The following is a 25,236-nucleotide window of genomic DNA, read 5'->3' on the forward strand; positions in this document are numbered from 1 at the left end:
TTTAAAGTTGGGTATGTCCCCGTAGCTAGTTATAGAAGTTATTTATAGTCGTTTATTCTCATAATAACTACCATGCCTAATCGAATGATTTCGGAAAATTAGAATAATTAGTAATGTTTATGTCAACTTACAACAACTAGGAAGCGACGGTCACCCTTGTCGGCGTGACCCCTAAATTATTGGCGAGGAGTGTTTTTTTGTTTTTGTTAGATCGGAACCTCGGTAACACCGTACCAGTGCCCGCGTCTTTTTTCGTGCGGACGTATAGTTTCGTGGCATCTGTTTTGTTATGCCCCAATTGGTTTTGCACCTCAAAAACATTCTTATAATCTACCGCCCTCGACGCATGAGAATGGGGGTACAAGTATCATTGGAACAGAAAACCAGGTATTAGTACTACATAAATACTACATTTACGTTTCATGCGCTGAAACCCTTGATTTTTTCGTTAAGAGGTGACGAATGCGATTTCATGCATTGAGCTACTACAACTCTCAATAAAATCTTTATGCAATAAGACTTTTAAGCTTAACCTGGTTTTCTGTTCTGATACTACTAGTACCCCAAATCTTACAACAGAGGAACTCTGGGAGGAATTATCCGCCTCTTAGAACTAAACGAGTATTCGGGTCGGATCGAGATCGGCTCGAATGAGAGAACTAATCGAGTCATTTTTGATTCCCATTTGTGCTAATTGGTATTTGTTATAGGAACCAGGGTTGAGTACTACAGCTTTACCTCTGTTGTATGTGTCTTCATAAAATATCCAAGGAGTAGTCCCTGTAATCTGAATAGATGAGGTTTCGTCGTTGAAACCATACCAATGAAGGTCGTCAGTACCTTCAGTAAATGTTAGCATCCCCCCTCTATATCCATCATCCTTGTATAAATATGCTGCACCTCCAGTACAGATAGCAGCCACCTCATTGCCAAGTTCCTGAAACAATTGTTCGTGTTGATTGTCTTTCATCTTTTTTCTCCGAATTTGTGATTAAATTAGTTGTGATTGAAAAGCTTTAATATTGCTTTCTATTCATAGTATGCTTGAAAGCCTAATTGAATTGTTGAGTGAAATTGAGGAGTGTCAAATCTGGTTTATTTTAGTATGTCACCTCTATCCACAGTGAGATAAGCCAACTGCCTGCTATGAGTACAGCCATATTGCACTTACACTTGCAGTTACTTTGAGATAACGCTCTTTCAATGGAAAAACCCCAGCCTCGATCGCTAGGGAGAACATGAAAACCAATTGTCGATTGAAGTTTGAAGCAAATCTACTCGTCTTAACTAGCAGTAAAAGCAACCAGAACGAGAGTAGCGACAAGTAATGTAGCAAACACGCCTTGGATAAGATATTGACGCTGTTCCCAAATTGCAGGGTATTCAGCAAACTGCATTTTTGTTTCGGTTGGATAGTTGTTGAGGATGCCATCTTCGTTAACAGTGGTGTACATAGCTCGTTTCCTTATTTATTAACTTATGTAAATAAATATAACGATATTGTTACAAAATATCAAGAGTGCTTGACTTATCAATATAAATAGTATTCATAAGAAAAGCTAATTTGTATGTTGTGCTCATGCGATGCGGCTGCAAAGGCTATCATCGATCGCAACGCAAGCTCGCACTTCCAGCAAGCTTTGTAAAGGATGGGTTCTATAAGCGCAAATGACCGATGCTCGCACCCAGTGACTGCTTAGCCTGATTTTTTCTGAGGTCGAAACGAGTCTGGTAAATCGCTGAAGTGGCAATAATGTTATAATGGTAGGCTAGGCTTCGTCTGTTGGGCTGGTAAACGAAGTGAATATAACAAATGACGCTCGAATGCAATGGCTTTATCGTTCCCTCAATCAGCGCAGACGCCCAGAAGATGTTGCTGATAACATTCTTGAGTTACTACAGAATCAATTAAACCAAGCCGAGCAGTCCTCTTTACAAAAGGCAGCTAAAGGTTCTCTGCGGCAACACTTCTTCGGCTATACCTCAATGTTGCAAGATTTTGCTAAGCCTATTGGTTTGCAACGTCAGGTGAACAAAGCGATGGAGTTATTTACAACTGCCTATCCATTAGACACTGAAGCCTGTGACCATCCCGATGCTGTTGAACAGTTTATTCGTCATATCAGCCAGGAGATTCATAAGTCTTTTGGTAGCAATGATTTCAAAGCAGATCGCTTAAATCGTAACGAACGGCATGAGTGCGGGATGGATATCTCAAAGCGGCGCTACAACAAACTTTTTCGTCACCTGGCTCGAATGGAAGCTAAGCTGCATAAGCTGATTTACGAGTTGAAGAAGCTCATGTTTACAAAAGTTGGAAAGTCTGGACTGGCTCATAGCCTGCCATGGGGAGACTTTTCGACCGATCGCGACACTGCATGTTTCATTGCCTACTACACTGCCCGCTGCAACTTGCGGAGTGAGTTTACAATTTATGGTCAGCAGCGTCCATACGATGAGATTGCTGATGTGCTTTTCAAGCGTTGCCGAAACAGTGCAAATACAAACTGGTGGGCGATCGCTCATGTCTATCCTACACAAGAGGTTCTGGCTTATCTGAGCGATGCCCAAAAAGGAGAACTGTTGGGGCGATGGTATGGAATTCTTGAGGAGATTGCCAGATTACTCCTAGATGTATGGGAGCGCTCTAACATCAACCGTTCCACTATGGTTGTCCGTCGCGGCAATGATTCTAGCACTTGGAATAATACAGCAAGTGCTTGGAACACAGCCAGGGATAACTGGATGGCACTACTTTATGCAATGGGGGCAGAAGAGATTCTTCAAACCATCTGTTTCGGTAAAGTGCTGAGCCTTATGGCAGCCGATGTTGTTGCATGGCACTACAGTGTCGGTTCCGGACTCGATCCCGACACATTCATTTGGAATGAACTCCCGCTACCTTGGGAAATTCTATCTGGTCAGCAATCGTGCAACCTCAATCTGGTTGAATCAACTTGTCGAAAACATAATGTCGATCCAGTAAAGAAGGGATGGACTGTCCCACGTCCTTCTGGCAAACCAGTTGCATTTAAAGCAACACCGGAACTGGTGCATGGAGTTTCGGTCGCTAATCCCATGTTGGCTGAAGTCTTGCGTAATTCAGGGTTCTTCTCTGGCAAAACAATTAAGCGCGATATCCCAATAGGAGATGAGATACATCGCAGTACGTTACAAAAACATCATGAAAGATTGCAGGATCGGAGCAATAAAGTAGAATAGACAACAGGGTAGCTCAGTGGTAGAGCGGTTGGCTCTGGACCGACTGGACGCAGGTTCGAGCCCTGCCCCTAAAACTTCTGTCCCGGTAAAAATGCTTGGATATTACTTCTCCCACGGCTTATGGACACAAGCAACAGTACAATTGAATTAGACAAGTTTTTGAAGTTGATGGGTGTCACTCCGACTGGTGGGCAAGCAAAACTGATGATTCAGGGAGGCGATGTCAAAGTCAATGGTTCAGTTGAAACCAGGCGAAGACGGAAATTAGTACCGGGTGATGAAGTGATGGTGGGAGGGCAGACGCTTACAGTAAATTTCAACAATTTTTAAACGGGATACATTGAGCGATCGCACTCAGGTAAGTATTATCTTGGTTTTCATTTCTCAGTAAATGTCCACACGCCATTCCAGTTGTTAGGAACTCCTCTTTCCTGCAATGTTTGCACCCGTTCTAAATAAAGCATCGCTGTCTTATCTAAAGGATGGATAGCAAGTACTTTTTCAAAATACGTTTTTGCTAGTTCTAACTCACCGTTCTTGTAGGATTCCAAACCTCGCTCAAACTCTGATTGTGTTTGCAGTTTTCGGATTTGAACTTCTTCAATTTCTGCATCGAGGACTTCATAAACGGCGATCGCTTCCGTCCGTCCCTTGACAATTACCCGATCCAAAAACCGAATCTGATACTTTTCTGGGCTACTAAGATGACGCAGCACTTGCTCGGAGATCAGCATTGACACACCATAAAATTTCGTCAGCCCTTCCAAGCGAGCTGTCAGGTTAACAGTGTCGGACAAAGCATCCCCCTGCATCCGGTTTTCTTCACCCACCATACCTAACATCACATGCCCGACATGAATCCCTATGCCTATATGGAGGGGAAAATAACCTTTCACCGCACGTTCTTTATTATATTCTTGAACCCGTTTGAGTTTGGCAACTCCAGATGCCACCGCATCATCAGCCCCTTCAGGAAACACAGCCATCATCCCATCACCTAAAAATTTAACAATAAGACCGTAGTGAGAGCGAATTTCAGGGCTGACACGCTTGCAATAAGCATTGACAAAATTAAAATTGTCCTGGGGTGTCATAGTCTCAGAAATGGTTGTGAAGGAGCGAATGTCGCTGAACATAACCGCCATTATTTTGCTGACGTGGTCGCCCAGTTGCACATCCGTAATCGTTTGTTTGCGTAAAAACCGCAAATATTCGTGAGGTACAAACCGCCCGTAAGCTTTTAACAAAGACTCTAACTGAGCGTTGGCACTTGTTAGCTCTTTTTCCCGTGTTTTGACGGTTTTCACCATGTTGGTAAAGACTCTTGCTAGCTGTCCGAGTTCATCGCTGCGTTTGGTAACTTCTGCAAGAGCCTCTGGTTGAAAAGCATCTCGTTCTACATCACTCGCTGCAGATGTTACCTTATCAACCTGCTCTATATATGCTGCTTGACGGAGAATTTCAGCTTTGAAGAGGGCTTCCGCTTCCAATCGCTTGAGAAAGTTAATGTAAGCTTTTGAGTGATAGCGAATGCGAGCAATTAACTCCATGCGATCGGGTAGTTTGACTAAATAATCATTTGCCCCAAGTTCAAATGCTTTGGCTTTGATAACAGGTTCTTCTTTACTAGACAGCACAATGAGAGGAATATTGCAAGTGGGTGCATCTTTGGAACGCAGAAATTTTACCAACAGCAGCCCTTGCATTTGTGGCATAACCAAATCTTGCAGAATAACAGTTGGTTGGGAATCTTTGGCGACTTTAATTGCTTGGGTCGGATCGCTACAGTAATGAAACACAATATCCTTTTCGGGAGCGAGCATTCGAGAAATGGCTTCACCGATGATGGATTGGTCGTCAATAAGTAATACAGTGATTTGCTCGTCCATTGGGGGATTGAGAGATGGGGAGATTGGAGGTTTTAGATTTTGGATTTTAAATAAGGGCTAGAAGTGAGTGCAGAGCCGATGGCATCAGGGGATAAAATTTCTACAGCTGCATCTAACTCAACCGCCGCTTTGGGCATTCCATACACCACACAACTTGCTTTGTCTTGGGCAATAGTATGCCAACCTTGAGTTTTCAAGGCACTTAAGCCAAGAGCACCGTCTCTTCCCATTCCCGTTAACAGCACAGCAATTCCCTGACGCGTCCAGTGTTGGGCGAGACTTTTGAAAAAGACATCAACAGATGGACGGTAAGGATAATTTATCGGTTCTTTGATGTAACTGAGGGTTAAGTCCGGCTTTAAATACAGGTGGTCGTTTGTACCAGCAACGAGAACTGTCCCCGCTTGCAAACGATCGCCTGCAATGGCTAATCTCACCGGCAATGCTGTTTGTTGGTTTAACCACTCCACAAATCCTGCTGAAAAATCGGCATCAACGTGCTGAACAATGGCGATCGCTGCAGGAAAATTGGCGGGTAACTTTGACAAAATCGAGGCGAGTGCTTTCGGTCCGCCTGTTGAAGAACCAATAGCAATTAAAGAGGTTCCAGACACGAGATTGTTACGCCGCTCTAACTGAGGAGATCGAACAGATGGCTTTGTATTTGTGGGAGAGACTTTCAGCAGTTTGCGGATTCTGGAAATTTTCGTTAATAACTGGTTTGCTGTCTGAGCGCTTTCTTGACCTAAGACTGGAGTATCAACAGCATCAAGTGCGCCATAACCCATTGCTTCGTAGACTTTGGCAACATTTTGCTCTGCACTCACCGTCACAATCAGAACCGCACAAGAAAAGTTTTGCACGATCTGACGAGTTGCTTCTACCCCATCCATCACAGGCATCACCAGATCCATTAAGATTAGATCTGGTGTATCTTGTTTGCATTTGGCAACTGCTTCGGCTCCATCACGAGCAACCCAGATAACTTGATAATCGGGAACTTTTAACAAGACTCTTTGGAGCGCCGCTACAGCAATGGCTAAGTCGTTAACGATGGCAATTCTCATAATATTAACGACCTATTAAATCGACAACAGCATTTATCAGCGTATCATCATGAAAACTACTTTTTGTCAAGTAGTAATTTGCACCTGCTTCTAAGCCTTGAAGGCGGTCTTCCTCCCGGTCTCGGTAGGACATAACGATGGTAGGTAGAGAGTGCAGGCGGGGATGATTCTTGATTTGCCGAACGAGTTCAATTCCATTCATTCGTGGCATATCAATATCGCTGATGACCAAGTCGTAATGGTTGGTGCGAACAGCGCTCCATCCTTCCATACCATTAACAGCAACATCCACTTGATAACCCCGGTTCTCCAACAACTTGCGCTCCATTTCTCTTACCGTAATAGAATCATCAACGACTAAAATTTTCTTACGCTTGTTTGCCATTTCTTCTGCTGTGACAACACCAACTTTGGTCAGTTGTCCTGCATTCAGAATGGCATCCATCGAGCGCACTATGTCCGAGACATCCACAATCAGAACTGGTGACCCATCGCTGAGTAAGGATGTTGCACTGATATCGGGAACTTTCCCCAAGCGGGGATCTAGAGGTCTGACAACCAAATCGTGTTCGCCGAGAAATTTATCGACGACCAATCCATAGGTATCATCGCGATCGCTAACCACAACCACCGAAAGTGGTCCGGACGTGGGTGAGGGTTCGCTGAGTTCTAGAATCTGATGAGCAGCAATCAAACCAATATTTTTCTGATTCATCGTGAAATATTGTTTATTCTCGACATCAGAAACATCTGAACGTTCCACTGTGATAATGTGACCAATTCTAGCTAAGGGAATGGCATAAGGTCTTCCAGAAATTTCAACTAGTAGCGTGCGAACAACAGAGAGTGTCAAAGGTAATTGAAAGTGGAAACTTGTTCCCAATCCTTTTTGAGAAACAGCACGCACCGTTCCACCGACTTCTTGCGCCATACTCTTGGCAATATCTAACCCAACACCACGCCCGGAAATTTCAGTCACCTGTTTTGCTGTGGAAAATCCTGGTAAAAACAGGAACTCCATCAGTTCGCTAATTGAGAGTTGAGTTGCTATCTCAGCCGTTGTCAGGTTTTTATTAATAACTTTCTGGCGCAACTGCTCTGGATCTATACCTTGACCATCGTCAGCAATAGTAATTGCTAACATACCTCCTCGATGGAAAGCTTCCAAACGGATTGTACCTGCACTTGGTTTTCCTGTAGCAGCACGTTCCTCTGGAAGTTCAATTCCGTGATCCACAGCATTCCTGAGAATGTGAGTCAGAGGTGCTTCCAGTTTTTTAAGAATGTCGCGATCCACCGATGTTGCTTTACCAACAATTTCTAAATTTACCTGCTTGTTCAGCTTGCGTGCTAAGTCGCGAATCATGCGTGGAAAACTCTGTACGCCATCAGCAAAGGGGCGCATGTGGGAAGTAATAACTTCCCGATAAAGACGATCCGAGAGATTAGCAGTTCGTTGAGCATAAAGCTCCAATTCGTTGAGGCGATCGCTCAAAAAATCAAGACATTCTTGCTCCCGTTGTCGCGCCTCCTCCAAGTATTCCTTCCCATCTTGTTGATATGCTCCTCTGTCAAGAGCATCTTGCAAATGTTCTAAAGTTCTAGAAAGTTCGACAAGACGCCATTTGAGAGACATCATAGAATCTGCATGAGGTTGCAACCAGTTCGCTTCAATCAATGACTCCCCCGCCAAACCCATAATCCGGTTCAAATTTTCAGCACTGACCCGCACCACTCTATCTTGAACAGCAATCTGTTCGGATGCAGAACTAGAAGGAGCAGTCAATTCCGAACGCTCCTGAACCATTACTTGAGCAGGTGGTGGAGATTGGTTCACCACAACAAGCGCTGAATCGGGATTTAATTCAGTTCCCAGTAGAGATGAAACAGGAACGGGAGCGTTAGAAGTGTTCTCTTGGATAAGTAAAGGTGCCGCTTTGGGATTTAAAATAGTCTCTACAGAGACTCGCATCCGTTCAAAAGCTGCTTCATTGTTAGCCAGCCATTGATGTAAATCTGCATTGCTCACCTCGCTGATGCCTTGCAATAAATCTACTGCTTGGAGCAGTACATCAACTCGGTCGGAATCTAAAGTTATGGTTTTATTTTGCGCTGCTACAAAGCAATCTTCCATAACATGAGCCAAGTTAACCACCGCATCAAGTGCAACGATTCGAGCAGACCCTTTAATTGAGTGAGCGGCTCGCATTAATGTTTCCAATACTTGTGCTGAGTGAGGATTGCTTTCTAGGGCTAACAGCCCTTCATTCATGACAGTAATTTGCGCTTCTGCTTCCAAACGAAACAGATCCATCATTGAACCATCATCATCGCCTGTTAGGGTCGTTACAGAATGAGTTGCATCTGATGGCGGTACGGGAGTCTCGCTAGGCAATGCATTTACAGAATCCGTTGTATCTAATTGTGCTGTCTTTATTTCAATTTTCAGTACATTTACAGCATGAATGTCCTCTAATTGTAGTACATTTACAGTCGGTAAGATTGAAATTGCCTTTTGAGTCGTGGCTAAATCCCAAGAATAATCTGAGAGCCATTGCTTGAAATCTCCATCTGCTGCTTTGCTCATACTCAAAAGTAAATCGCTAGCATGAAGTAAAAGCTCGATCTGCTCTTCACCAAGCGTTACAGTTTTATCTTGAGCAGCCATAAAACACTGCTTCATAACTTGCGCCAAGTCAGAAGCAACCTCCAACTCTACAAGTCGAGCAGTTCCCCATACTGAATGAGCTGCTTGAGTTGCTTGTTCGAGTTCTGTCATGGAAAAGGGCTGCGTTCTTAGTATCTCAAGAGTTTCCCGAAAGATTGTCACCTGAGCTTGAATCTCTTGACGAAACAGATCCATTACGGAGTATTCATTCATAGATCGAATTAATTGTTAGTTAATAATTATTCCCTACCTCCTAATCCCTCACCGCTACAAAATTTTGTGATTGAGAGTGTAAAACAACAATTCAGAGTCCAGATAATTCACTTTTTCTCCCTGCCAATGAATGATTCCTTTGGTATAACCTTGAGTAGCTTTAGTAATCACAACGGGAGCATCCCGTAACTCCTGAGAGTGAAAGCGGTAAATTCCATGAACTTCATCAACTGGAAAAACCCATTTGTCGTTCCCTTGTCCTGCTACGATCATTCGTTTGATATCGTGAGAAGTTTCTTCTGTTGTTTGCAGATTCAGCAGGTAACTGAGAGAAGCACAAAGTAATGTTTCCCCACGAATGTTCACCAATCCTAAAAATAACTCGTTGCTCCGGTGGGGTAGAGGTTGAATCACGCATGGATGAGTCACTTCTTGCAAAATGACCACTGGAAAAGCCAATCGCTCCCGAGCAAGTCGAAAGATGACGATGGAAATGGCTTCCTCTGTCCTGATAATCGCTTCATTGCTTTCGGTTTCTTCATCAACGGGTGTTTCTGAGAGAATATTCATCCACTCATCCATGTAGTTGAGTGGGGGATCTCGTTCTAGCAAACTATCGCCTACGGCGGCGTAAACAGGACAGTCATGGCAGTGAATTACGGTTTTTAATTCGCTACAGGAGCGATCGCCCATGACTCCAATTTGATTCCAGCAATCATTTAACATACAGACCCCTAACTTTGTACTTTAAAGCGAGAAATTTCTCCTCGTAATGCTTGGGCGGCATCATCTAATTGCTCTAAGGCGCTATTGGTTTCGCGTAAAGCATCTACTGTTTGATGGGATGCTTCTGTCAATTGCGCCATGGCTTCGCTAATTTGGTGCGCCCCAAAAGATTGTTCTTCTACGCTTTGACTGACTTGTTCAAACTGGGGAGGTAAACTCTGCACTTGATGAATGACTGCACCAATCTGGTTGCTAATCTTGCCAATCCGGTCAACACTACTGCTGACAGAATTGTTGAATTTATCCATTTCCATCACTCCACCAGCTACAGCTGATTGCATATCTTTGACAATCTGCTCGATTTCTAAAGTGGCGACTGCAGTTTGATTGGCAAGGCGTCGGATTTCTCGTGCTACGACAGCAAAGCCTGCTCCGTATTCTCCTGCTTTTTCTGCTTCAATGGCTGCATTCAAAGATAGAATGCTGGTCTGGTCGGCAACTTTGGTGATGGTAACGACAACGTTATTAATGTTACCAGCTTTTTTATTCATGATGCCCAGCTTTGAAGTAATGGAGGTGGTTGCTTCTGCAAGCTGTCGCATCACGCTTTCCATCTCTGCAAGTTCATCTTGGCTATCACTCGCTGCGATCGCAGTGGCTTGAGCCATATCTGCAACTTGCTCCATTGTTTTCACAAGTCCTTTAGAGGTGACAGCAATTTCACGAGCTGTTGTTGTGACTTCTTTGGTTGATGCGAGTTGTTCTGCAACTGTAGCCTCCAATTCTTTTCCAGAAGCAGCAATTTGAGTTGTAGAGGTTGTAATTTGTACCCCTGATTGTTGAACGCGACGAATCAGAGCGTTCAAGTCTTTACTCATGGTGTGAAAAGCTCTTTGCAGCTTGCCAATCTCGTCTTCTTGTTCGGAAAGTTGAATTTGTGTGGTGAGATCGCCACCTGATATTCTTTGAGCAACATCCACAACTCCTGCAATCTTAGCTCCCAAAGGTTTGGCAATGATATTGCTGAAATATTTGCCAAAGAAGATAGCGATCGCAGGTCCAATCAATATGGCAATAATGGTTGCGAATCGTGATTGGCTGATATCATCTTCAGACGATTTATCAGCTTTTGAAGCCGTGTCCTCATTAATTCTGATTGATTCTAAAAGTGATGTAGTGGCTGCTTCAAAAGAATTGCGATTTCCTTTTACGCGCTCGCGCATTTGGTCGAAAGCCGTCACTGCTTTTTGAATTTCTGTCATTTCTGGTGAAGTTCCTTTTCCTTGACGCCAAAGTTCCATTTCTTTAGCATAAGGATTGAGAATTTCCATACTTTCAAACTGTCGTTCAATTCTGAGAAATTCCTCATGGTTGTTTTTCCATTTATCCCAGTTGTCTAACAATTTCTTATAGTTTCTATCTTCTTCTTCACTTCGAGGTGTCTCTTCGTATTGCTTAAAGCCCTCATTAATTTGTTTCCAAGCATTTTTGATTCTTTCCAATTCAGTTTGCCGTTCTTGTAATGTTTGTCCTGGAATTAATAAAGCTCTTTCTGAGGATTCTATTTGCGTTTGACCTTCATTGACTTTCCACAATCCAACTATACTGGGTAAACTGTTATTACTTAATGTATTAATATTGCTACTCAGACGAAATGTGGCAAACAAGCCTACCACAGCTACAATGAGAATTAATATACCCATCAAAATGAAGGAGGTCATGATTCGACCTTGCAAGGATTGATTTTTAAATGTATTGCTTAACATATTAGGAGGTTGAGGGTAGAAGATAACGTTTAGGGGGTATGAGATAGGTGGTAGGGAAGTAAAAGTCAGAGAAAAGGTGTTGATACCAATTGGAAAAGAGTGAGACGGACTATTTGGTAAAATTCAATCTAAGTACAACTTTTTCAATCCAAAATGGTATGACAAGGAATGACTGTGACTTACCCTCTAGCTCCTAATCCCTACTCCTTAATCCCTATCCTTAACTTTTGGATTCGTTGCTGAAGAATTGATGCACTCACTAGATCTCCGCGATATTCTTTTAGGAGAGCAAGCTGCATCAATGCTTCATAACAGTTTGGATTGAGATAAAGAGCTTTTTGGAAACACCGTTCCGCCTGATTGTACTCAGTTTTTGCCTGGTATAGTGTACCCAATAAAACATGAGCTTCCGCACTAGTTTGCTCGCTCTCGAGATACTGTTTGCAATAATGAATTGCTACTTCCACTTGTCCTTCATCAGCTAATTTTTTAGCTATGTGAAGATTTTCATGAGGTTGCGTAATATTCGGTTGATGAATAGTGGATTGTGTTTTAGTGTAACTAATGGTAGAAGCGGTGGGTGTTTTCTTGAGACAAGAAGACAAGTGTCGGATTGGCTTTTGATTGAACTTATTAAGTTGTATGTGTTTGTCTTTTTTTAATTCTATTTTTTGTATTGGCAATTGGCTACTCTCAACCTTACAGTAGGCAAAGGTAAAAGACTGGCGAATGGGTGTAAAGCGATCGCTCTTGATTTTTCCAGTTTCCGAAGAGCCAACAAAAAGCAACCCGTTAGGGAGTAACAGTCGTTCGACAAGATTGAGGACTTGAGTGCAGGTAGATGGTTTAAGATAAATTAATAAATTGCGGCAAAAGATGACATTATACTTGGCTTGAATAACAGAAAATGCACTCAAAATATTGCTCTGTCGAAAAGTGACTTGACTGCGAATAGATGGTAGAACTTCAAAGCCCTCGGCTGTTTGTTGAAAATAGCGATTGCGTTCAACAAATTCTTCACCACGGAATGAATTTTTGCTATAAATTGCTTGCTGTGCTTTGGCGATCGCATGTTTGCTAATATCAATAGCATCAATGCTAAACCGATCTGTGCGTAATCCCGCTTCCATCAAAGCAATAGCGATTGAGTAAGGTTCTTCACCACTCGAGCAGGGTACACTCAAAACACGAAGTTTGGTATGACAGAATTTGGGTAACCATTCAGAGCGAACAAAATTGATGAGAAAATCAAAGGATTTGCGATCGCGAAAAAACCAGGTTTCTGGAACAACGATTTGTTCCACGAGTTCTTCAAATTCCTGTGGAGAGGTTTGTAGAAGCTTGAGATAAGTTTCTATATTAGATAGCCCGCAAGCAGAAAGGCGCTTATCCACTACTTTAGAAATTTTGCGAGAGCCTATTATACTAGCATCTATTCCAATTCTTTGACTCAAAAGGGTTTCAATAGCTGTTAACGTCATTTGTTTTTCCCTCTTTTGGTTCTAACAAATTGATTTGTTGTAAATTCGTAAATAAACGAGCTAGATGAATATGCTGAATCATTCCTTTTTCGTCCATAATCATTTCCCCCAAATATGGAACTTCATGTGCTAGCAACCCTGAGGAAACAAACTCCGTTTTTGACTTGTTCAGAGTTTTGACAACTCGTTCTGCCATCAAACCAATGTACTGCAATAGGTTATTTTTACCAGGATAACTAACAACAATCACACGGGTACTTAAATGTGTTTGACTTGGTGTTCCTCGAATCAAGTGGCACAAATCAATAACAGGTACAATGGTTCCTCGATAATTAAATAAACCAGCGACATATTTTGGTACGTGATGCACTTCCCTATAAGCAACTCTAGGGATCACTTCAACCACATGAGAACTTTCAATAGCATATGAATGAGTTCCTACATTAAAAAGTAATAATAACATCAGTATTTATATGCTCTCTTGCGTGATAGTAAAGCTGATTTTTAATAATTTGGCGGTTAAATTCCTGGAATACCAACGTTTCGATCGGAGCAACTGCTTCTGCAAACGAACAGGGAAACTTAGCGATGCTTCCATCTAAATGTTGTTGCGATCGCAAACAATCTATACTGAGTGGTTCATATCTAGTCAACGCCAAAACTCCTTCAGCTTTATAGAGGACTTGTCTGGTGACAGCCAGCTTTGAAAGTCACAAGCTGTTGCCTGCCATATTGTTCCCCTACCAAGGTGCAAGATCGCAACTGCTAGTTTAAAATTTTGTTAAGTTTACAGGACTTACGCAACTGTCATAAGCCTTGGTGCAGCAAAGCTGCACCAAGCACCCAACAACCACCTGTCAATTCTGGGTTGACAGACCACTAGTAGTACGGCTCGATTTCAAAGAGCCTTGTCCGTTGTTGGATGTACTTGCACATTGCAGATCGTGATACCCAATTGTTTTGAGAAAGGCGATCGCCATCGGGACAGGGCTATAGTGTTCTAATGCCCAACGTCTCCCCGCCGTGCCGATTTCTTCAAGAATTTCCGGTTGTGCTGCTATTCTATCTACAGCTTCTTGTACATTATCTAAGTCTATCCCGATGTAATGTTGCCAGTTCTTTGGCATTGTAGGGAGAGCAAAACCGTATTTCTCAAAATCTATGTGAAGAGTTACGCATCCTGCTGCTAATGATTCCCAAAATCGCCAGCTATCCCATTGTACGGCTGTGTTGGACTTTAATTTCAACTCAGTAAAAACACGCTTTCCAATCCGACTGGCGAAACTCCCAGGGTGCTTAAACCAAGTGGGTATAAAAAAACCTCCAAAGGCTGCACATGCAGCTGAATTTTTCAGGCGCTCGTAGTAACTTGGGTAATGGCGTCCGCCTGATTGTTTCCAATGATGATAGTTATAATCATCTACAGGCTTTTCACTATCAATATAGTTGTAAATGGGCAATATTTTTGCAAGATGCGGAATCACCTGGCTACCAGTCATTTGCCTGACAGAATGGGTATTGGTTTGCCAATGTCTGTAATTGATGAGTAGGTGTTTATTTCTATCTTGAAAGTTAGGGACTTGCTCTAACTCTCGCAATATCCGATAAGTGAGTCCGAAAGGCCAAGGGTAAAAATTATCGCCATAATGGAAATGTTTGTTAAAGTGATTTCTCAAAATGAAGTCAAACTGCTTAAATTCGGGTCGGTCGATATAAGTGCGATCGCCATCTTCTGTATCTATATAAACAGTTAAATACTTTCGACTGGGATGAAACAAATTTCTTGGTAAAGGAAGATTAACAGTGTACCAATTATTTGAGAGTATAACTACAGAACAATCATTTGGGGTAATGTCTGGATTGTGACGAATCAGATATCTTTGTTCTGGGGACTCCTGCCAATAATTTACATTAGAAAAAAAAGGTATACCTAATTCTCTAAAGCCTTCTGCCAGACAAACCAAACAATGCTGTAACTTATTGCCCTCTGGAACGCCTTCTCTTGGGTCGCAGTAGAAGTATATCGGTGCTGTCAGTTGTCTCATTATTTTTCCTGGTAGTATATTTGACATTTAAGCTTGGCACACACAGTTTATATTGTTGCATAAAATTACAATAAGATAAGTATATTCGTTTTCATTATCGGTAAATACCCGCACGCCATTCCATCTGTTGGGAACTCCTCTTTCCAGCAATATTTGCACTCGTTTTAAAAGTGATGCAGTAGCTGCTTCAAAAAAACTGCGATTTTCTTTAACGCGATCGCGCAGTTAGTCGAAAGCCGTTACTGCTTTTTGAATCTCTATCATTCCTGGCAATTTTTTATACTTATTTCAGTAATTAAGGTGTGGAATTTGTATTCGTACAATCTCTACAAAGCTACTTACCACGGTCTCAACAACCTTGTATACTCAGGTGCGGAATGTAGGTTGTAGCGATAGCGTAAGCGCTAACTGTACTGGGCTTAATTTTGAGAGCGATATTTTGAACCATCAGGCATAATTGCACCTTCTAGAAAAGCACCACTGAGTTCAGCTTCGCTCACTTTAGCATTTTTGAGATTGGCACTACCTAAGTAAGCTCCTTGCAAATTAGCACCACTCAAACTTGCATTTTTCAAATTAGCACCACTTAGGTTGGCATGACTCAAATCTGCACAAATTAAATTAGCATCATTCAGCTTGGCACTATTGAGATTAGCTCGACTCAAGCGAGTAAAACCGAGTTTTGCATGACTTAGATTAGCACCACTAAGTTTAGCCTCACAGAGATTAGCATTATCTAAATTGGCAGAGTGGAGATTGGCATTAGTCAAATCACTTGTCATTAAATTAGCATTACTCAAATTAGCATGGGAGAGATTAATATCTACTAACTCCGCACCAGGAGCATCTAGTCCTCTGAGGGAAACACCATCTTCATTCAAATCTTGAAGTGCTAAAATTCTGGCATAGCTAACTTTCACCCCATGTGCTGCATCAACTGTACCCCAAGCTTGGTAGTGAAATTGTTTGCGGCGATCTGGAGTTTCTTTAATGAATAGAACTAGCGCCACCACCAAACTGACAGTGTCAGCCGCACCCAAAACCTCTCCCAACACAGAATTATCATCAACAATTACAACAACTACTGCAAAAAGAACTGCTGAAACTATAGCGATTAACCATGTTGGTGCTATCCAGAAAGCATCCATCAGTTTATGAGGAATTTGCTTGAATTTGCTGAATGACAGTTCCGATCTTTTGGTATGAAATTGCCAAGTTGCAGGTTGTTCGGATGGGACAGGTTTTGCTACATTTGTAGGTTGTTCTACAACTTTAGGTGCAGATTCTTCCCCCGCACCTTTTAACATCAACGCAGTAATTACTCTATAAGCGTCTAGCCAAGCTTTTTTGACTTCAGGAGTCCAATTTTGTTGGAGATACTGCTCAAAAGTCAACAGTAAAGCTTCCCCCACTGGTTTATAATATTTGGGAATGGTACCATAGCCAGTATGTCTAGCTCCTAAAGCTTTGAGAACTGTCCCTAAAGCTTCGGGATTGCGGAGATTTTCTACCACCAAAACCAGAGAATTTAACAGTTTTTTCTCTTGAGTTTTCATATCTGTTTTAGTAAACAGTGGTTTCACTTCTGGATGTGCTTGAAAAAGATTTTTGTAGAAGCTGGCTGCAAATTCATCGGCTTGGGGTTTAACTTTTTCAAAACTGTTTACTAATATTTCTACAGGTAACTCTAAAGGTTCTTCTGGTATTTCTGTTAAGATTTGGTCGGCTGGTTTTACCTGTGGAATTCCCCCTAGTTTTTGCTCAACTGGTTTTTTAAGTGCTTGATGTTCTGAATTTGCTGCTATCTCAGATTTAACTCCTGTTGGTGTATTTAGCATCAACGCAGTAATAGCTGTAAAGGCATCTAACCAAGCTTGTTTAACTTCAGGAGTCCAATCTTCAGCCAGATACTGTTCAAATGTCAGTAGCAAAGCTTCTCCCACTAGCCCATAATAATTGGGAATAGCTCCATAGCTAATATGTCTACTTCCTAGTGAATTGAGAACTGAACCTAAAGCTTCAGGACTGCGGAGATTTTCTACCACTAGAACCAGAGAACTTAACAGCTTTTTTTGTTGATTTGCCATATCAGTATTGGCAAATAACGGCTTTACCTCTGGGTGTGCTTGAAAAAGATTATTGTAGAAACTGGCTACAAATTCATCAGCGTGTGGTTTAACTTTTTCAAAACTTTGCTCTAAAATTTCAACATTTAAAGACATATTTATTTCCTTAAGGTTACTTTGTACTGATAGTATGCAATTATTTTAAGCCTTCTATTAAACCCTTGATGCAACTGCGGATGCAATACCAGGAACGATGTTCAGATTAGCAACTAACCCATATGTTGATAAATACTCTTCTAATTCTTGCAAATCGACAGTTCCATTTTTATCGGCATCAAGAGTGGCGAAAAGATAATCTGTGATGTATTTCCTGATTTCTTGGGAGCTACGTTCTCCTGTTGTCATATCTTCTATTCGACCTAAAAGCTCCATAATCTCGTCTCTATTGAGTGCTTTACTTCCATCTGTATCCAATTCCAGGAACAGCTTTTGGATTTCTGCTGTTGCCAATCTCGAAGAACGCAGTGTTTCTCGCAATAATTCATTCCCAAATGAATTCATAAACAATATCTGCTCGATGAGTGGTATGCAGAAAAAACCTAGTGCTGCCCAAAAAATTGCATATTTTACTGCTGCGGGATTCGCAGTTGTACTAACTCCGATAAAAAGAGCAGCCCAAAGGAAAAAGTTGGGATTAACAAGCAGAATATAAGCATCTTGAGATTCTGCCTTATTGAGCTTACCTTTCGTTAATACTGAAGTTAATACAGCAAAGATGCGTATTAAGAGAAAGACTAATGTTGCTACGGCTAGTTGCTGTAAACAAGCTAGAGAACTGTTGACATCTGTTGCAGAAAATAAGTCAGAAGTGAATGTTGGCACAGTAAACTGAAACCCGGTTGCAAAAGCCATGAATGCAACAGCTAGCACGCCGATAAATTTCCAGTTCTTGCTATGGTGGTTTGATTCAACTGGAGATTTGTCACGCCAAAACTGAGCTATAGCTCCTGGTATTGCCAAACCAACAATGAGAATAATAACAAAAAATATTAGGCTGGAAGAGTTAATTGGTAATTGTTTTGCCAAACCAAATGTCACAATCAGTGCTACTGGAGTAATGATTGATAAAGTCCTGGATAAAATAGCTGAGGGATAAAGATTACCGCCCCAAAGTATCGATAAAACTGGGGAAGTAAGGGCGGGTGGCACCATCAAAAAAAGCACCCACATAACTTTATATAAATCGCCAGGGCTTTGATACAAGATTCCAGAAAATATTAAAAATAGCCCCACTGTCCATCTAACTAACATCCACCCATAGACTATATATTTCACAGTTGCCGTAACTTTGCGTTTACTGGCTGCAAAGTCAATGTCTAAGTATGTATAAAAGGTTGAAGCCGCAAGACAAGCAACGATGATAGCTCGAAATAGTACTGATGGAATTCCCCCTTCAGAAGCACTTAACGCCCTAAGCAAACATCCTAATAAGAAAGCAGCAGCATAGAGCAAAATTGCCCACATAATTGACAGATCGTTGATCTGTTTGCGTAAAGAAGCAGCACCACTGGATTCTTTGTTGCGAAACTTGACTAGCTCATCTCGACTGAGAGCTTTACCATTAGGAAGTTTCAGATGTTTATAAGCTGTTGGTGGCAAATTGCTTAAATAAAGTGCTAAAGGCTCCAATACATATTGGTGACATACTACCAGAACATTTTCACCGCGTTCTAAGTGCGGTACAACTCGTTCCTCGTAGAAACTAGCAGCGCGATCGTAAACTTGTGCGATCTTTTCGCCAGCTGGAGGTGCTTCATTATGTGAATGCAACATTTCCTCGAAGCCTTCGTAGCCCAAAGCTAGACGCAATAAATTCAGGTTACGTCCCGCAAAAATCCCAAAAGACTTCTCACTAATTCGATGGTCGATTTGAATAGGAGTATCGGGGACTTTCAAAGCCTGACTTTCAGCAAGTGCAATTTCACAAGTTTGTCGTGCGCGTCTCATGTGAGAGACATATACAGCATCAAACTTCACTTCTTTTTTCTTGAGATCGAAACCTGCTTGACGGGCTTGCAATCTCCCAAATGTAGTCAAATCTACATCTAACACCCCTGCAAAAATATTGCGTTCGTTGCTGGTACTTTCACCATGCCGGATAAAATACACTTTTCCTGTTTGATGATTATTTTCTACTACTTGGCTAGATGTCATGGACAGATTTTCCGAATTAGAAATTATATTCAAGATAAATTCTCCTTTTGAAAATTATTCATATTGTTTATCAAAGTAGTGTGATATTAATCACGGAGATTTTAAGAAAAAGCATTATAAACTTCGTCAGACAAGTCGATCGAATAGCTGTATAAATCTTTCGGTGTCTACATCTAAACAAGCTTCTAAGTTAGGCGGATTGGTTCTTTCATCTCGGCGATCGCGTCTATCTGCAAGTGACATACTAGTTGTAAATCGTCCTTGAGTACCATCAGTTTCGTGAAAGCGATCGAGTTCTACTTTTTAATGTATAAATTGGCATTTACTCATTTACTATTGGGAAATTTGCCATCTTCTCCAGAAACAGTAAGTGAGGTAACCCATAACCTAATTTGTGATTTCCCAAGGTCACCACATCAGGAGCCAAGTAATTCATAATTTCTATGTTAGAAATTTCTTGGTATTCTGTATCAATTGTTGAAACTTGGAGCATATCACCAGAAATAATAAACAGCACGTTTTTCTCTTCCCGGCGCACCTGATTGATATATCCAGAAAGCAGGGACATATATGTTTGCTTATGATTTGAATATAATATATCAAACATTATCAGATTTTTAAAATAAAGCTACTTGTTTAGAGAATCAACCGACCTTTCCTACTTTTCCGATTAATTGGGTTTGAGATACTTGATAAGGTATGGCAACTGTATACCTACTATAAAGGTGTTGAAAACATTTTCCTTATAAGTTTGCTAAGGCGAGTATTTGTAATTCGTCTGCATCTGCTGTTCTCTACTGAAACTTGCGTTGGCTATTAAATAGGCTTTACCCACAAGCTACAAAATGACTTATGAGCAAAGCATTGAGCATCTCAAATCGGCTGTTCAGTCAAAATTTGTCTTCAAAAGGTCGATAAGTCTCCTTAAAATTAAGGATATACTTCCTCTGCACCTTTTAGCATCAAAGCGGTAATTGCTCCAAAAGCATCTGTCCAAGCTTGCTCCACTTCAGAAGTCCAATCTTGCTGAAGATACTGCTCAAAAGTTGTTAGCAGTGCTTGTCCAACTAGAGGGTAATGTTCGGGAGCAGTTCCATAGCTGATATGTTTGGCTCCTAGCTTTTTTAAAGCTTCTTCTAAAACCTCTGGTTTCCGGAGATTTTGTACTACCAAGACTAGAGCAGCTAACAAATGTTGCCGTTGCTCTACCATATTAGTATTGGCAAATAACGGCTTTGCTTCTGGGTGAGATGCAAACAGGTTTTCATAGAAACTAGCTACAAAGTCCTCAGCGCGAGGTTTTATTTGAGCGAAACTTTGTTCTAATAGTTCAACATTTAAAGACATTTTTCCTGTGATTTGGACATAACATATCAAACCTTATCAGGTTTTAAAAACAAAGCTATTCTTTTTTAAAATCAACCCACTTTTCCTACTTCAACTTTTTTAATGAATTAAGTAGAACGAGGTGAAAAAAATAAACTATGTAAAGATAAGTAAATATATACAACGTTTCCCAATCTGGTGAAGTACATTTTCAAAGCTAATAACCTTGTTTAACAAGATTTGGGTGTACCTCAGTTGCTTAGGAAACGCTATAATGTGTTTATAAGTAACAGAGAGATGGGTAGAGCCGTTTAAGGGTATTTCTGACTAGAGAGCAAGATAGAACTCTTTTTCACTTGAGAATGGCAAATGTACTGTAGAACGTGAAAGACAGAGTAGAAGCCATTAGATTAAGCGCACATGGTTGGTAAGTAGAGAGGATAGCGGCTTACTTTAATTGGAGCGCACAAACGGTGCGAGAAGTATTACATAAATGGCAAAAGCTAGGACTAGAGTGATAAAACTTTGCTTTTTGAGAAACGAGGGAGTAGAAACTAGGAATTAATTTTTCCTCAAAATCACACTTGAGTAGAAGTGGAAGAAAAATTAATAAGGAGTGCCATCCTTATGAGTAAAAATCCAGGATTTACCATCAGGACTAACTTGTGCTAGCAAATCGTCATCTGGATAAGTGACTGCATCATTTGGAGTCCGATCTCCCACCTCTAAATACATCGCTACTTTACTGGAACGATTGAGCAAATGATGTCCGTTGCCGTCACCAGCGGGAAACCCGGCAGCCATTCCTGGAGTTAGCCTTTGTTCGCCTGCATCTGTCACCAAAATGATTTCGCCATCTAATACGTAAATAAATTCATCTTGGTGAGAATGCCAATGCCGTAGTGCAGAAGTGCTTCCTGGTTCTAGAGTCACTAAATTCACACCAAAATTTTTCAAGCCAGCAAAATTACCCAATCGCTGTCGTATCCGTCCGGCGACAACCTCTTGAAACTGTTGTGGGTAGCGCGAACCCGTTTCCTTTGGTACGTTTGTTGGGTCAATAATCATGTTGACTGAATATTGGGAAATCAATCTGTTAATTATCGCATGGATCGTTAGGTATAGGAGTCTCTGCTATTGTTGCTCAGTGCCCAGATTCTTGGATCTGTTAATTATCGCATGGCTTACTACCTACCCAAGGAAATTGCGATCGCAATGTTTCAATCCTAATAATCTTTTGTATAAATTGCAACCTCAGAGGCATGGGGCGTTGGTCGCTACTTCGATGTTTCAATACTTAATAAAAATTCGTATAAATTGTCACATTATTTATCTGGTAGTTTTGTTTTTGAAAATTGTTTCAATCCCTAATAGGGATTCGTATAAATTGCCACATCAATGCAAAAACAATTTGAATATTGGCATCAATCTTGTTTCAATCCCTGATAGGGATTCGTATAAATTGCCACGCGACATTGGGTAATGTTCCAGGGCTTTCTCCACTTTGTTTCAATCCCTGATAGGGATTCGTATAAATTGCCACATTTCATCTTAGTGTTTCTATCAAGTGATTTATCTGTTTCAATCCCTGATAGGGATTCGTATAAATTGCCACCCATGCCTTTTAGATTACCCTGAGGAAGAAGAACGTTTCAATCCCTGATAGGGATTCGTATAAATTGCCACGGTTCGGCATCAACCAACATTACGGCTACGATATGTTTCAATCCCTGATAGGGATTCGTATAAATTGCCACTTCTCACAGACTAGATAAAAGTGACCTTGTAAAGCTGTTTCAATCCCTGATAGGGATTCGTATAAATTGCCACTTAATACGGGTGTTGTGCCCATGATTAATATTGTTTCAATCCCTGATAGGGATTCGTATAAATTGCCACACTTGCTCTGATAACTGGTATTGGGCATTAGGCGTTTCAATCCCTGATAGGGATTCGTATAAATTGCCACTGAAGCAATAGCGTGAAGGTTTTGCATAACTAAGTTTCAATCCCTGATAGGGATTCGTATAAATTGCCACGAAAATCCGTTATCAAGCGCACCTTGATCAATTGTTTCAATCCCTGATAGGGATTCGTATAAATTGCCACGCACTTGCACATTGAATTACCGCAAGCCGTGTGGAGTTTCAATCCCTGATAGGGATTCGTATAAATTGCCACAAAGCCATTTTCTCTTCATATGTTGCGCCACTTTTGTTTCAATCCCTGATAGGGATTCGTATAAATTGCCACCTCTTCGGGCTGTGGTTGTGGTTGCTGTGGTAAAGTTTCAATCCCTGATAGGGATTCGTATAAATTGCCACATTAAAAAAAGGTTGGCACGTCACAGCCAACCGTTTCAATCCCTGATAGGGATTCGTATAAATTGCCACGAATATAGCCCCCTACCTTCGATCTGAGCTTTTCGTTTCAATCCCTGATAGGGATTCGTATAAATTGCCACGACCAACCATTGGTCAACTGTGAAGTTCAAAAACTACGTTTCAATCCCTGATAGGGATTCGTATAAATTGCCACGCCCTACTCTGAAATTCCAAAGGCACCACCCAAGGCAGTTTCAATCCCTGATAGGGATTCGTATAAATTGCCACGGCTGTCGGTTTTTCACTTACGAAGGCTATGCCGAGGTGGTTTCAATCCCTGATAGGGATTCGTATAAATTGCCACGAATAGATGAGATGTTTCCAGGCATAAGTGAAACGTTTCAATCCCTGATAGGGATTCGTATAAATTGCCACGCAAAATATGGTGATGAAGGTTCTTGGGGTCCAATACGTTTCAATCCCTGATAGGGATTCGTATAAATTGCCACTCACTTCAAAAGGTTCTTTACCGTGATTGATTAAAATGTTTCAATCCCTGATAGGGATTCGTATAAATTGCCACCGATCGCAGTTATGAAAGCTATAGATAATTTGAGTTTCAATCCCTGATAGGGATTCGTATAAATTGCCACATAAGCTATAAACCCCTATAAAGCTGGCTCTCAATACGTTTCAATCCCTGATAGGGATTCGTATAAATTGCCACCCCAGCAATGGGGGTTTTAAATAATGCACAGTCCGTTTCAATCCCTGATAGGGATTCGTATAAATTGCCACTTGAATCGTGCTTCCTCAGCCTTAGCAACCCGCTCGTTTCAATCCCTGATAGGGATTCGTATAAATTGCCACCCGGTAAGAACTTCATCATTACTCCCCACCAAGTAAATCGTTTCAATCCCTGATAGGGATTCGTATAAATTGCCACTTACCGTATCCGGGTTCGGCTAGGTCGAGCACTACAATTGTTTCAATCCCTGATAGGGATTCGTATAAATTGCCACTGAACCGGGATGGATTTACTTGATTGAAGCAATTGTTTCAATCCCTGATAGGGATTCGTATAAATTGCCACTTGCCTGTTAGATGTGCGCCTGCTTTAGCGCTATTGTTTCAATCCCTGATAGGGATTCGTATAAATTGCCACTGCCGGGTTTTGAAAGGGTTTCTCTATTTAGTTTTCAAGGTTCTCTGGCGCGAATGGGTTTATCGTAACACGATTGAGACTGGTAGTGTCAAGAGAAAATGGCTGAAACCTATACCTAGTAGGGAGCGCGGATGGGTGGGAAGAAAAATTCGGCTGTAACCCTGATGTACTCAGGCATAGAAGGTCTTTTTTGAGTTAAGCGTTTTTAAACACCTACCCATCCGCGTTTTTTGGAACATAAGTACTACAATAATGGTATTTTACCAAACTATAAAACGTAGTGCAGTGCAAGGGTTAAGTCCTTGCCTGAAAAACTTGCCGCACAGTTAGATTTAATTCGGGAAAAGTTGGAGAGATAATGCGATCGTCTCCACGAAACTGGGTCACTCGCTGATATTCGCCTTCTATCAATTCGTAAATGGAGAGAGTGGGTTGCTTTGGATTGCCAATGAAAAGTTTGCCACCCAAAGCAGCGTAGTCCGCAATCCAGTACTCGGGAATACCCATTTCTTCATAATCAGCGAACTTTTTCAAATAATCATCACGCCAGTTAGTACTAACAACTTCAATAACTAGAGGAACTGATGCACCCTGGGAAACTGTCGATTCTTTTTCCCACAATGGTTCTGCTGCTAAATTTTCATCATTTATTATCAAAATATCGGGCAAATACCCTGATTCGCTTCCTGGCGGTTTTACTAGCGCCTGATTCGGTATGAAGTAAGGCAATTTCAACCGTTTGTACTCAACGGTTAATTCGGAAGCTAAAAAACCTTTGATTCGTTCATGCGGTCCCGTTGGTTGCGTCTCGATAACCAATCCATTGTGCAGTTCGTATCGTCCTACTTCAGGTTTCCATCTCAAAAATTCTTCAAAAGTGACTAATTTGGGTAGGGCTTGGGTCATACTAATATCCTTTTGAAAGGAATCTCTTAATTTTAATAGTTGTTAGGGAACACTCAGGTTCAGAACTGCACAAAATGGGATAATACCGAAGACGGCTAATAGCTAATTGCTTATTAACCATTAGCTATTAGCCATTAGCCATTAGCCATTAGCAATCT

19 protein-coding genes and 1 CRISPR repeat array are annotated in these 25,236 nt (G+C 41.3%); of the genes, 2 read left to right on the forward strand and 17 right to left on the reverse strand.

What is annotated here, in order from left to right; all coding sequences use genetic code 11:
* Window positions 1-613 precede the first annotated feature (613 nt).
* Window positions 614-970, reverse strand: coding sequence for a beta/gamma crystallin-related protein (locus tag AB0756_RS14795; protein WP_038090211.1), 357 nt, complete (start codon window positions 968-970; stop codon window positions 614-616).
* Window positions 971-1,283: 313 nt separating this feature from the next.
* Window positions 1,284-1,454: a photosystem II assembly protein Psb34 gene (gene psb34 / locus AB0756_RS14800; RefSeq protein ID WP_038090212.1), complete on the reverse strand. Its 171-nt coding sequence runs from the start codon at window positions 1,452-1,454 to the stop codon at window positions 1,284-1,286.
* A 346-nt stretch (window positions 1,455-1,800) separates the two neighbouring features.
* Here psb34 and AB0756_RS14805 point away from each other — a divergent pair, with 346 nt between their 5' ends.
* A complete protein-coding gene (locus AB0756_RS14805; RefSeq protein ID WP_202048755.1) occupies window positions 1,801-3,222 on the forward strand; it encodes a hypothetical protein in 1,422 nt (473 codons plus the stop codon).
* Window positions 3,223-3,342: 120 nt separating this feature from the next.
* Window positions 3,343-3,552 carry an RNA-binding S4 domain-containing protein gene (locus AB0756_RS14810; protein WP_038090214.1) on the forward strand — a complete coding sequence of 70 codons (210 nt, stop codon included), beginning with the start codon at window positions 3,343-3,345 and terminating at the stop codon, window positions 3,550-3,552.
* Window positions 3,553-3,599: 47 nt separating this feature from the next.
* On the opposite strand, the gene AB0756_RS14815 is transcribed toward AB0756_RS14810, so the two are convergent.
* The 15 genes from AB0756_RS14815 to AB0756_RS14885 form a co-directional block, all read right to left on the reverse strand.
* Window positions 3,600-5,111 carry a response regulator gene (locus AB0756_RS14815; protein WP_038090221.1) on the reverse strand — a complete coding sequence of 504 codons (1,512 nt, stop codon included), beginning with the start codon at window positions 5,109-5,111 and terminating at the stop codon, window positions 3,600-3,602.
* Between the two features lie 32 nt (window positions 5,112-5,143).
* Entirely contained in the window at window positions 5,144-6,178 is a 1,035-nt protein-coding gene (cheB, locus tag AB0756_RS14820) for a chemotaxis response regulator protein-glutamate methylesterase (protein ID WP_038090226.1), read from the reverse strand.
* A 4-nt stretch (window positions 6,179-6,182) separates the two neighbouring features.
* Complete coding sequence (locus AB0756_RS14825; protein WP_038090227.1) at window positions 6,183-9,059, reverse strand: hybrid sensor histidine kinase/response regulator; 2,877 nt, start codon at window positions 9,057-9,059, stop codon at window positions 6,183-6,185.
* A gap of 54 nt (window positions 9,060-9,113) precedes the next feature.
* Complete coding sequence (locus AB0756_RS14830) at window positions 9,114-9,785, reverse strand: chemotaxis protein CheW (RefSeq protein WP_038090228.1); 672 nt, start codon at window positions 9,783-9,785, stop codon at window positions 9,114-9,116.
* A gap of 8 nt (window positions 9,786-9,793) precedes the next feature.
* Window positions 9,794-11,551, reverse strand: a complete 1,758-nt coding sequence (locus AB0756_RS14835) for a HAMP domain-containing methyl-accepting chemotaxis protein (RefSeq protein ID WP_038090230.1) — start codon at window positions 11,549-11,551, stop codon at window positions 9,794-9,796.
* A gap of 200 nt (window positions 11,552-11,751) precedes the next feature.
* Window positions 11,752-13,032: a CheR family methyltransferase gene (locus AB0756_RS14840; protein WP_038090233.1), complete on the reverse strand. Its 1,281-nt coding sequence runs from the start codon at window positions 13,030-13,032 to the stop codon at window positions 11,752-11,754.
* Window positions 13,013-13,495, reverse strand: coding sequence for a chemotaxis protein CheW (locus AB0756_RS14845; protein ID WP_038090234.1), 483 nt, complete (start codon window positions 13,493-13,495; stop codon window positions 13,013-13,015). The genes AB0756_RS14840 and AB0756_RS14845 overlap by 20 nt, the downstream gene beginning before the upstream one ends.
* Window positions 13,476-13,685, reverse strand: coding sequence for a hypothetical protein (locus AB0756_RS14850; RefSeq protein WP_050046206.1), 210 nt, complete (start codon window positions 13,683-13,685; stop codon window positions 13,476-13,478). The genes AB0756_RS14845 and AB0756_RS14850 overlap by 20 nt, the downstream gene beginning before the upstream one ends.
* A 204-nt stretch (window positions 13,686-13,889) precedes the next feature.
* Window positions 13,890-15,077 (reverse strand): glycosyltransferase, encoded by a 1,188-nt coding sequence (locus AB0756_RS14855; protein WP_063779536.1) that lies wholly within the window; start codon window positions 15,075-15,077, stop codon window positions 13,890-13,892.
* Between the two features lie 419 nt (window positions 15,078-15,496).
* The gene (locus AB0756_RS14860; RefSeq protein WP_038090237.1) at window positions 15,497-17,299 is read right to left on the reverse strand and encodes a globin domain-containing protein; all 1,803 of its coding nucleotides are present in this window, start codon (window positions 17,297-17,299) and stop codon (window positions 15,497-15,499) included.
* A 57-nt stretch (window positions 17,300-17,356) separates the two neighbouring features.
* Window positions 17,357-19,357: a histidine phosphatase family protein gene (locus tag AB0756_RS14865; protein WP_038090240.1), complete on the reverse strand. Its 2,001-nt coding sequence runs from the start codon at window positions 19,355-19,357 to the stop codon at window positions 17,357-17,359.
* 322 nt (window positions 19,358-19,679) lie between these two features.
* On the reverse strand, window positions 19,680-19,925 hold the full coding sequence (locus tag AB0756_RS14870) for a metallophosphoesterase (RefSeq protein WP_038090242.1): 246 nt from the start codon (window positions 19,923-19,925) through the stop codon (window positions 19,680-19,682).
* A gap of 362 nt (window positions 19,926-20,287) precedes the next feature.
* Window positions 20,288-20,704, reverse strand: coding sequence for a globin family protein (locus AB0756_RS14875; protein ID WP_038090244.1), 417 nt, complete (start codon window positions 20,702-20,704; stop codon window positions 20,288-20,290).
* Between the two features lie 585 nt (window positions 20,705-21,289).
* Entirely contained in the window at window positions 21,290-21,751 is a 462-nt protein-coding gene (locus AB0756_RS14880) for a cupin domain-containing protein (protein ID WP_038090246.1), read from the reverse strand.
* 219 nt (window positions 21,752-21,970) lie between these two features.
* Window positions 21,971-24,172: a CRISPR direct-repeat array (repeat unit 37 nt; unit sequence GTTTCAATCCCTGATAGGGATTCGTATAAATTGCCAC).
* 294 nt (window positions 24,173-24,466) lie between these two features.
* Window positions 24,467-25,078 carry a Uma2 family endonuclease gene (locus AB0756_RS14885; RefSeq protein WP_038083032.1) on the reverse strand — a complete coding sequence of 204 codons (612 nt, stop codon included), beginning with the start codon at window positions 25,076-25,078 and terminating at the stop codon, window positions 24,467-24,469.
* Window positions 25,079-25,236 lie beyond the last annotated feature (158 nt).

The sequence above is a fragment of the Tolypothrix campylonemoides VB511288_2 genome (assembly GCF_045999855.1).
GTDB classification, from domain to species: domain Bacteria; phylum Cyanobacteriota; class Cyanobacteriia; order Cyanobacteriales; family Nostocaceae; genus Scytonema; species Scytonema bouteillei_A.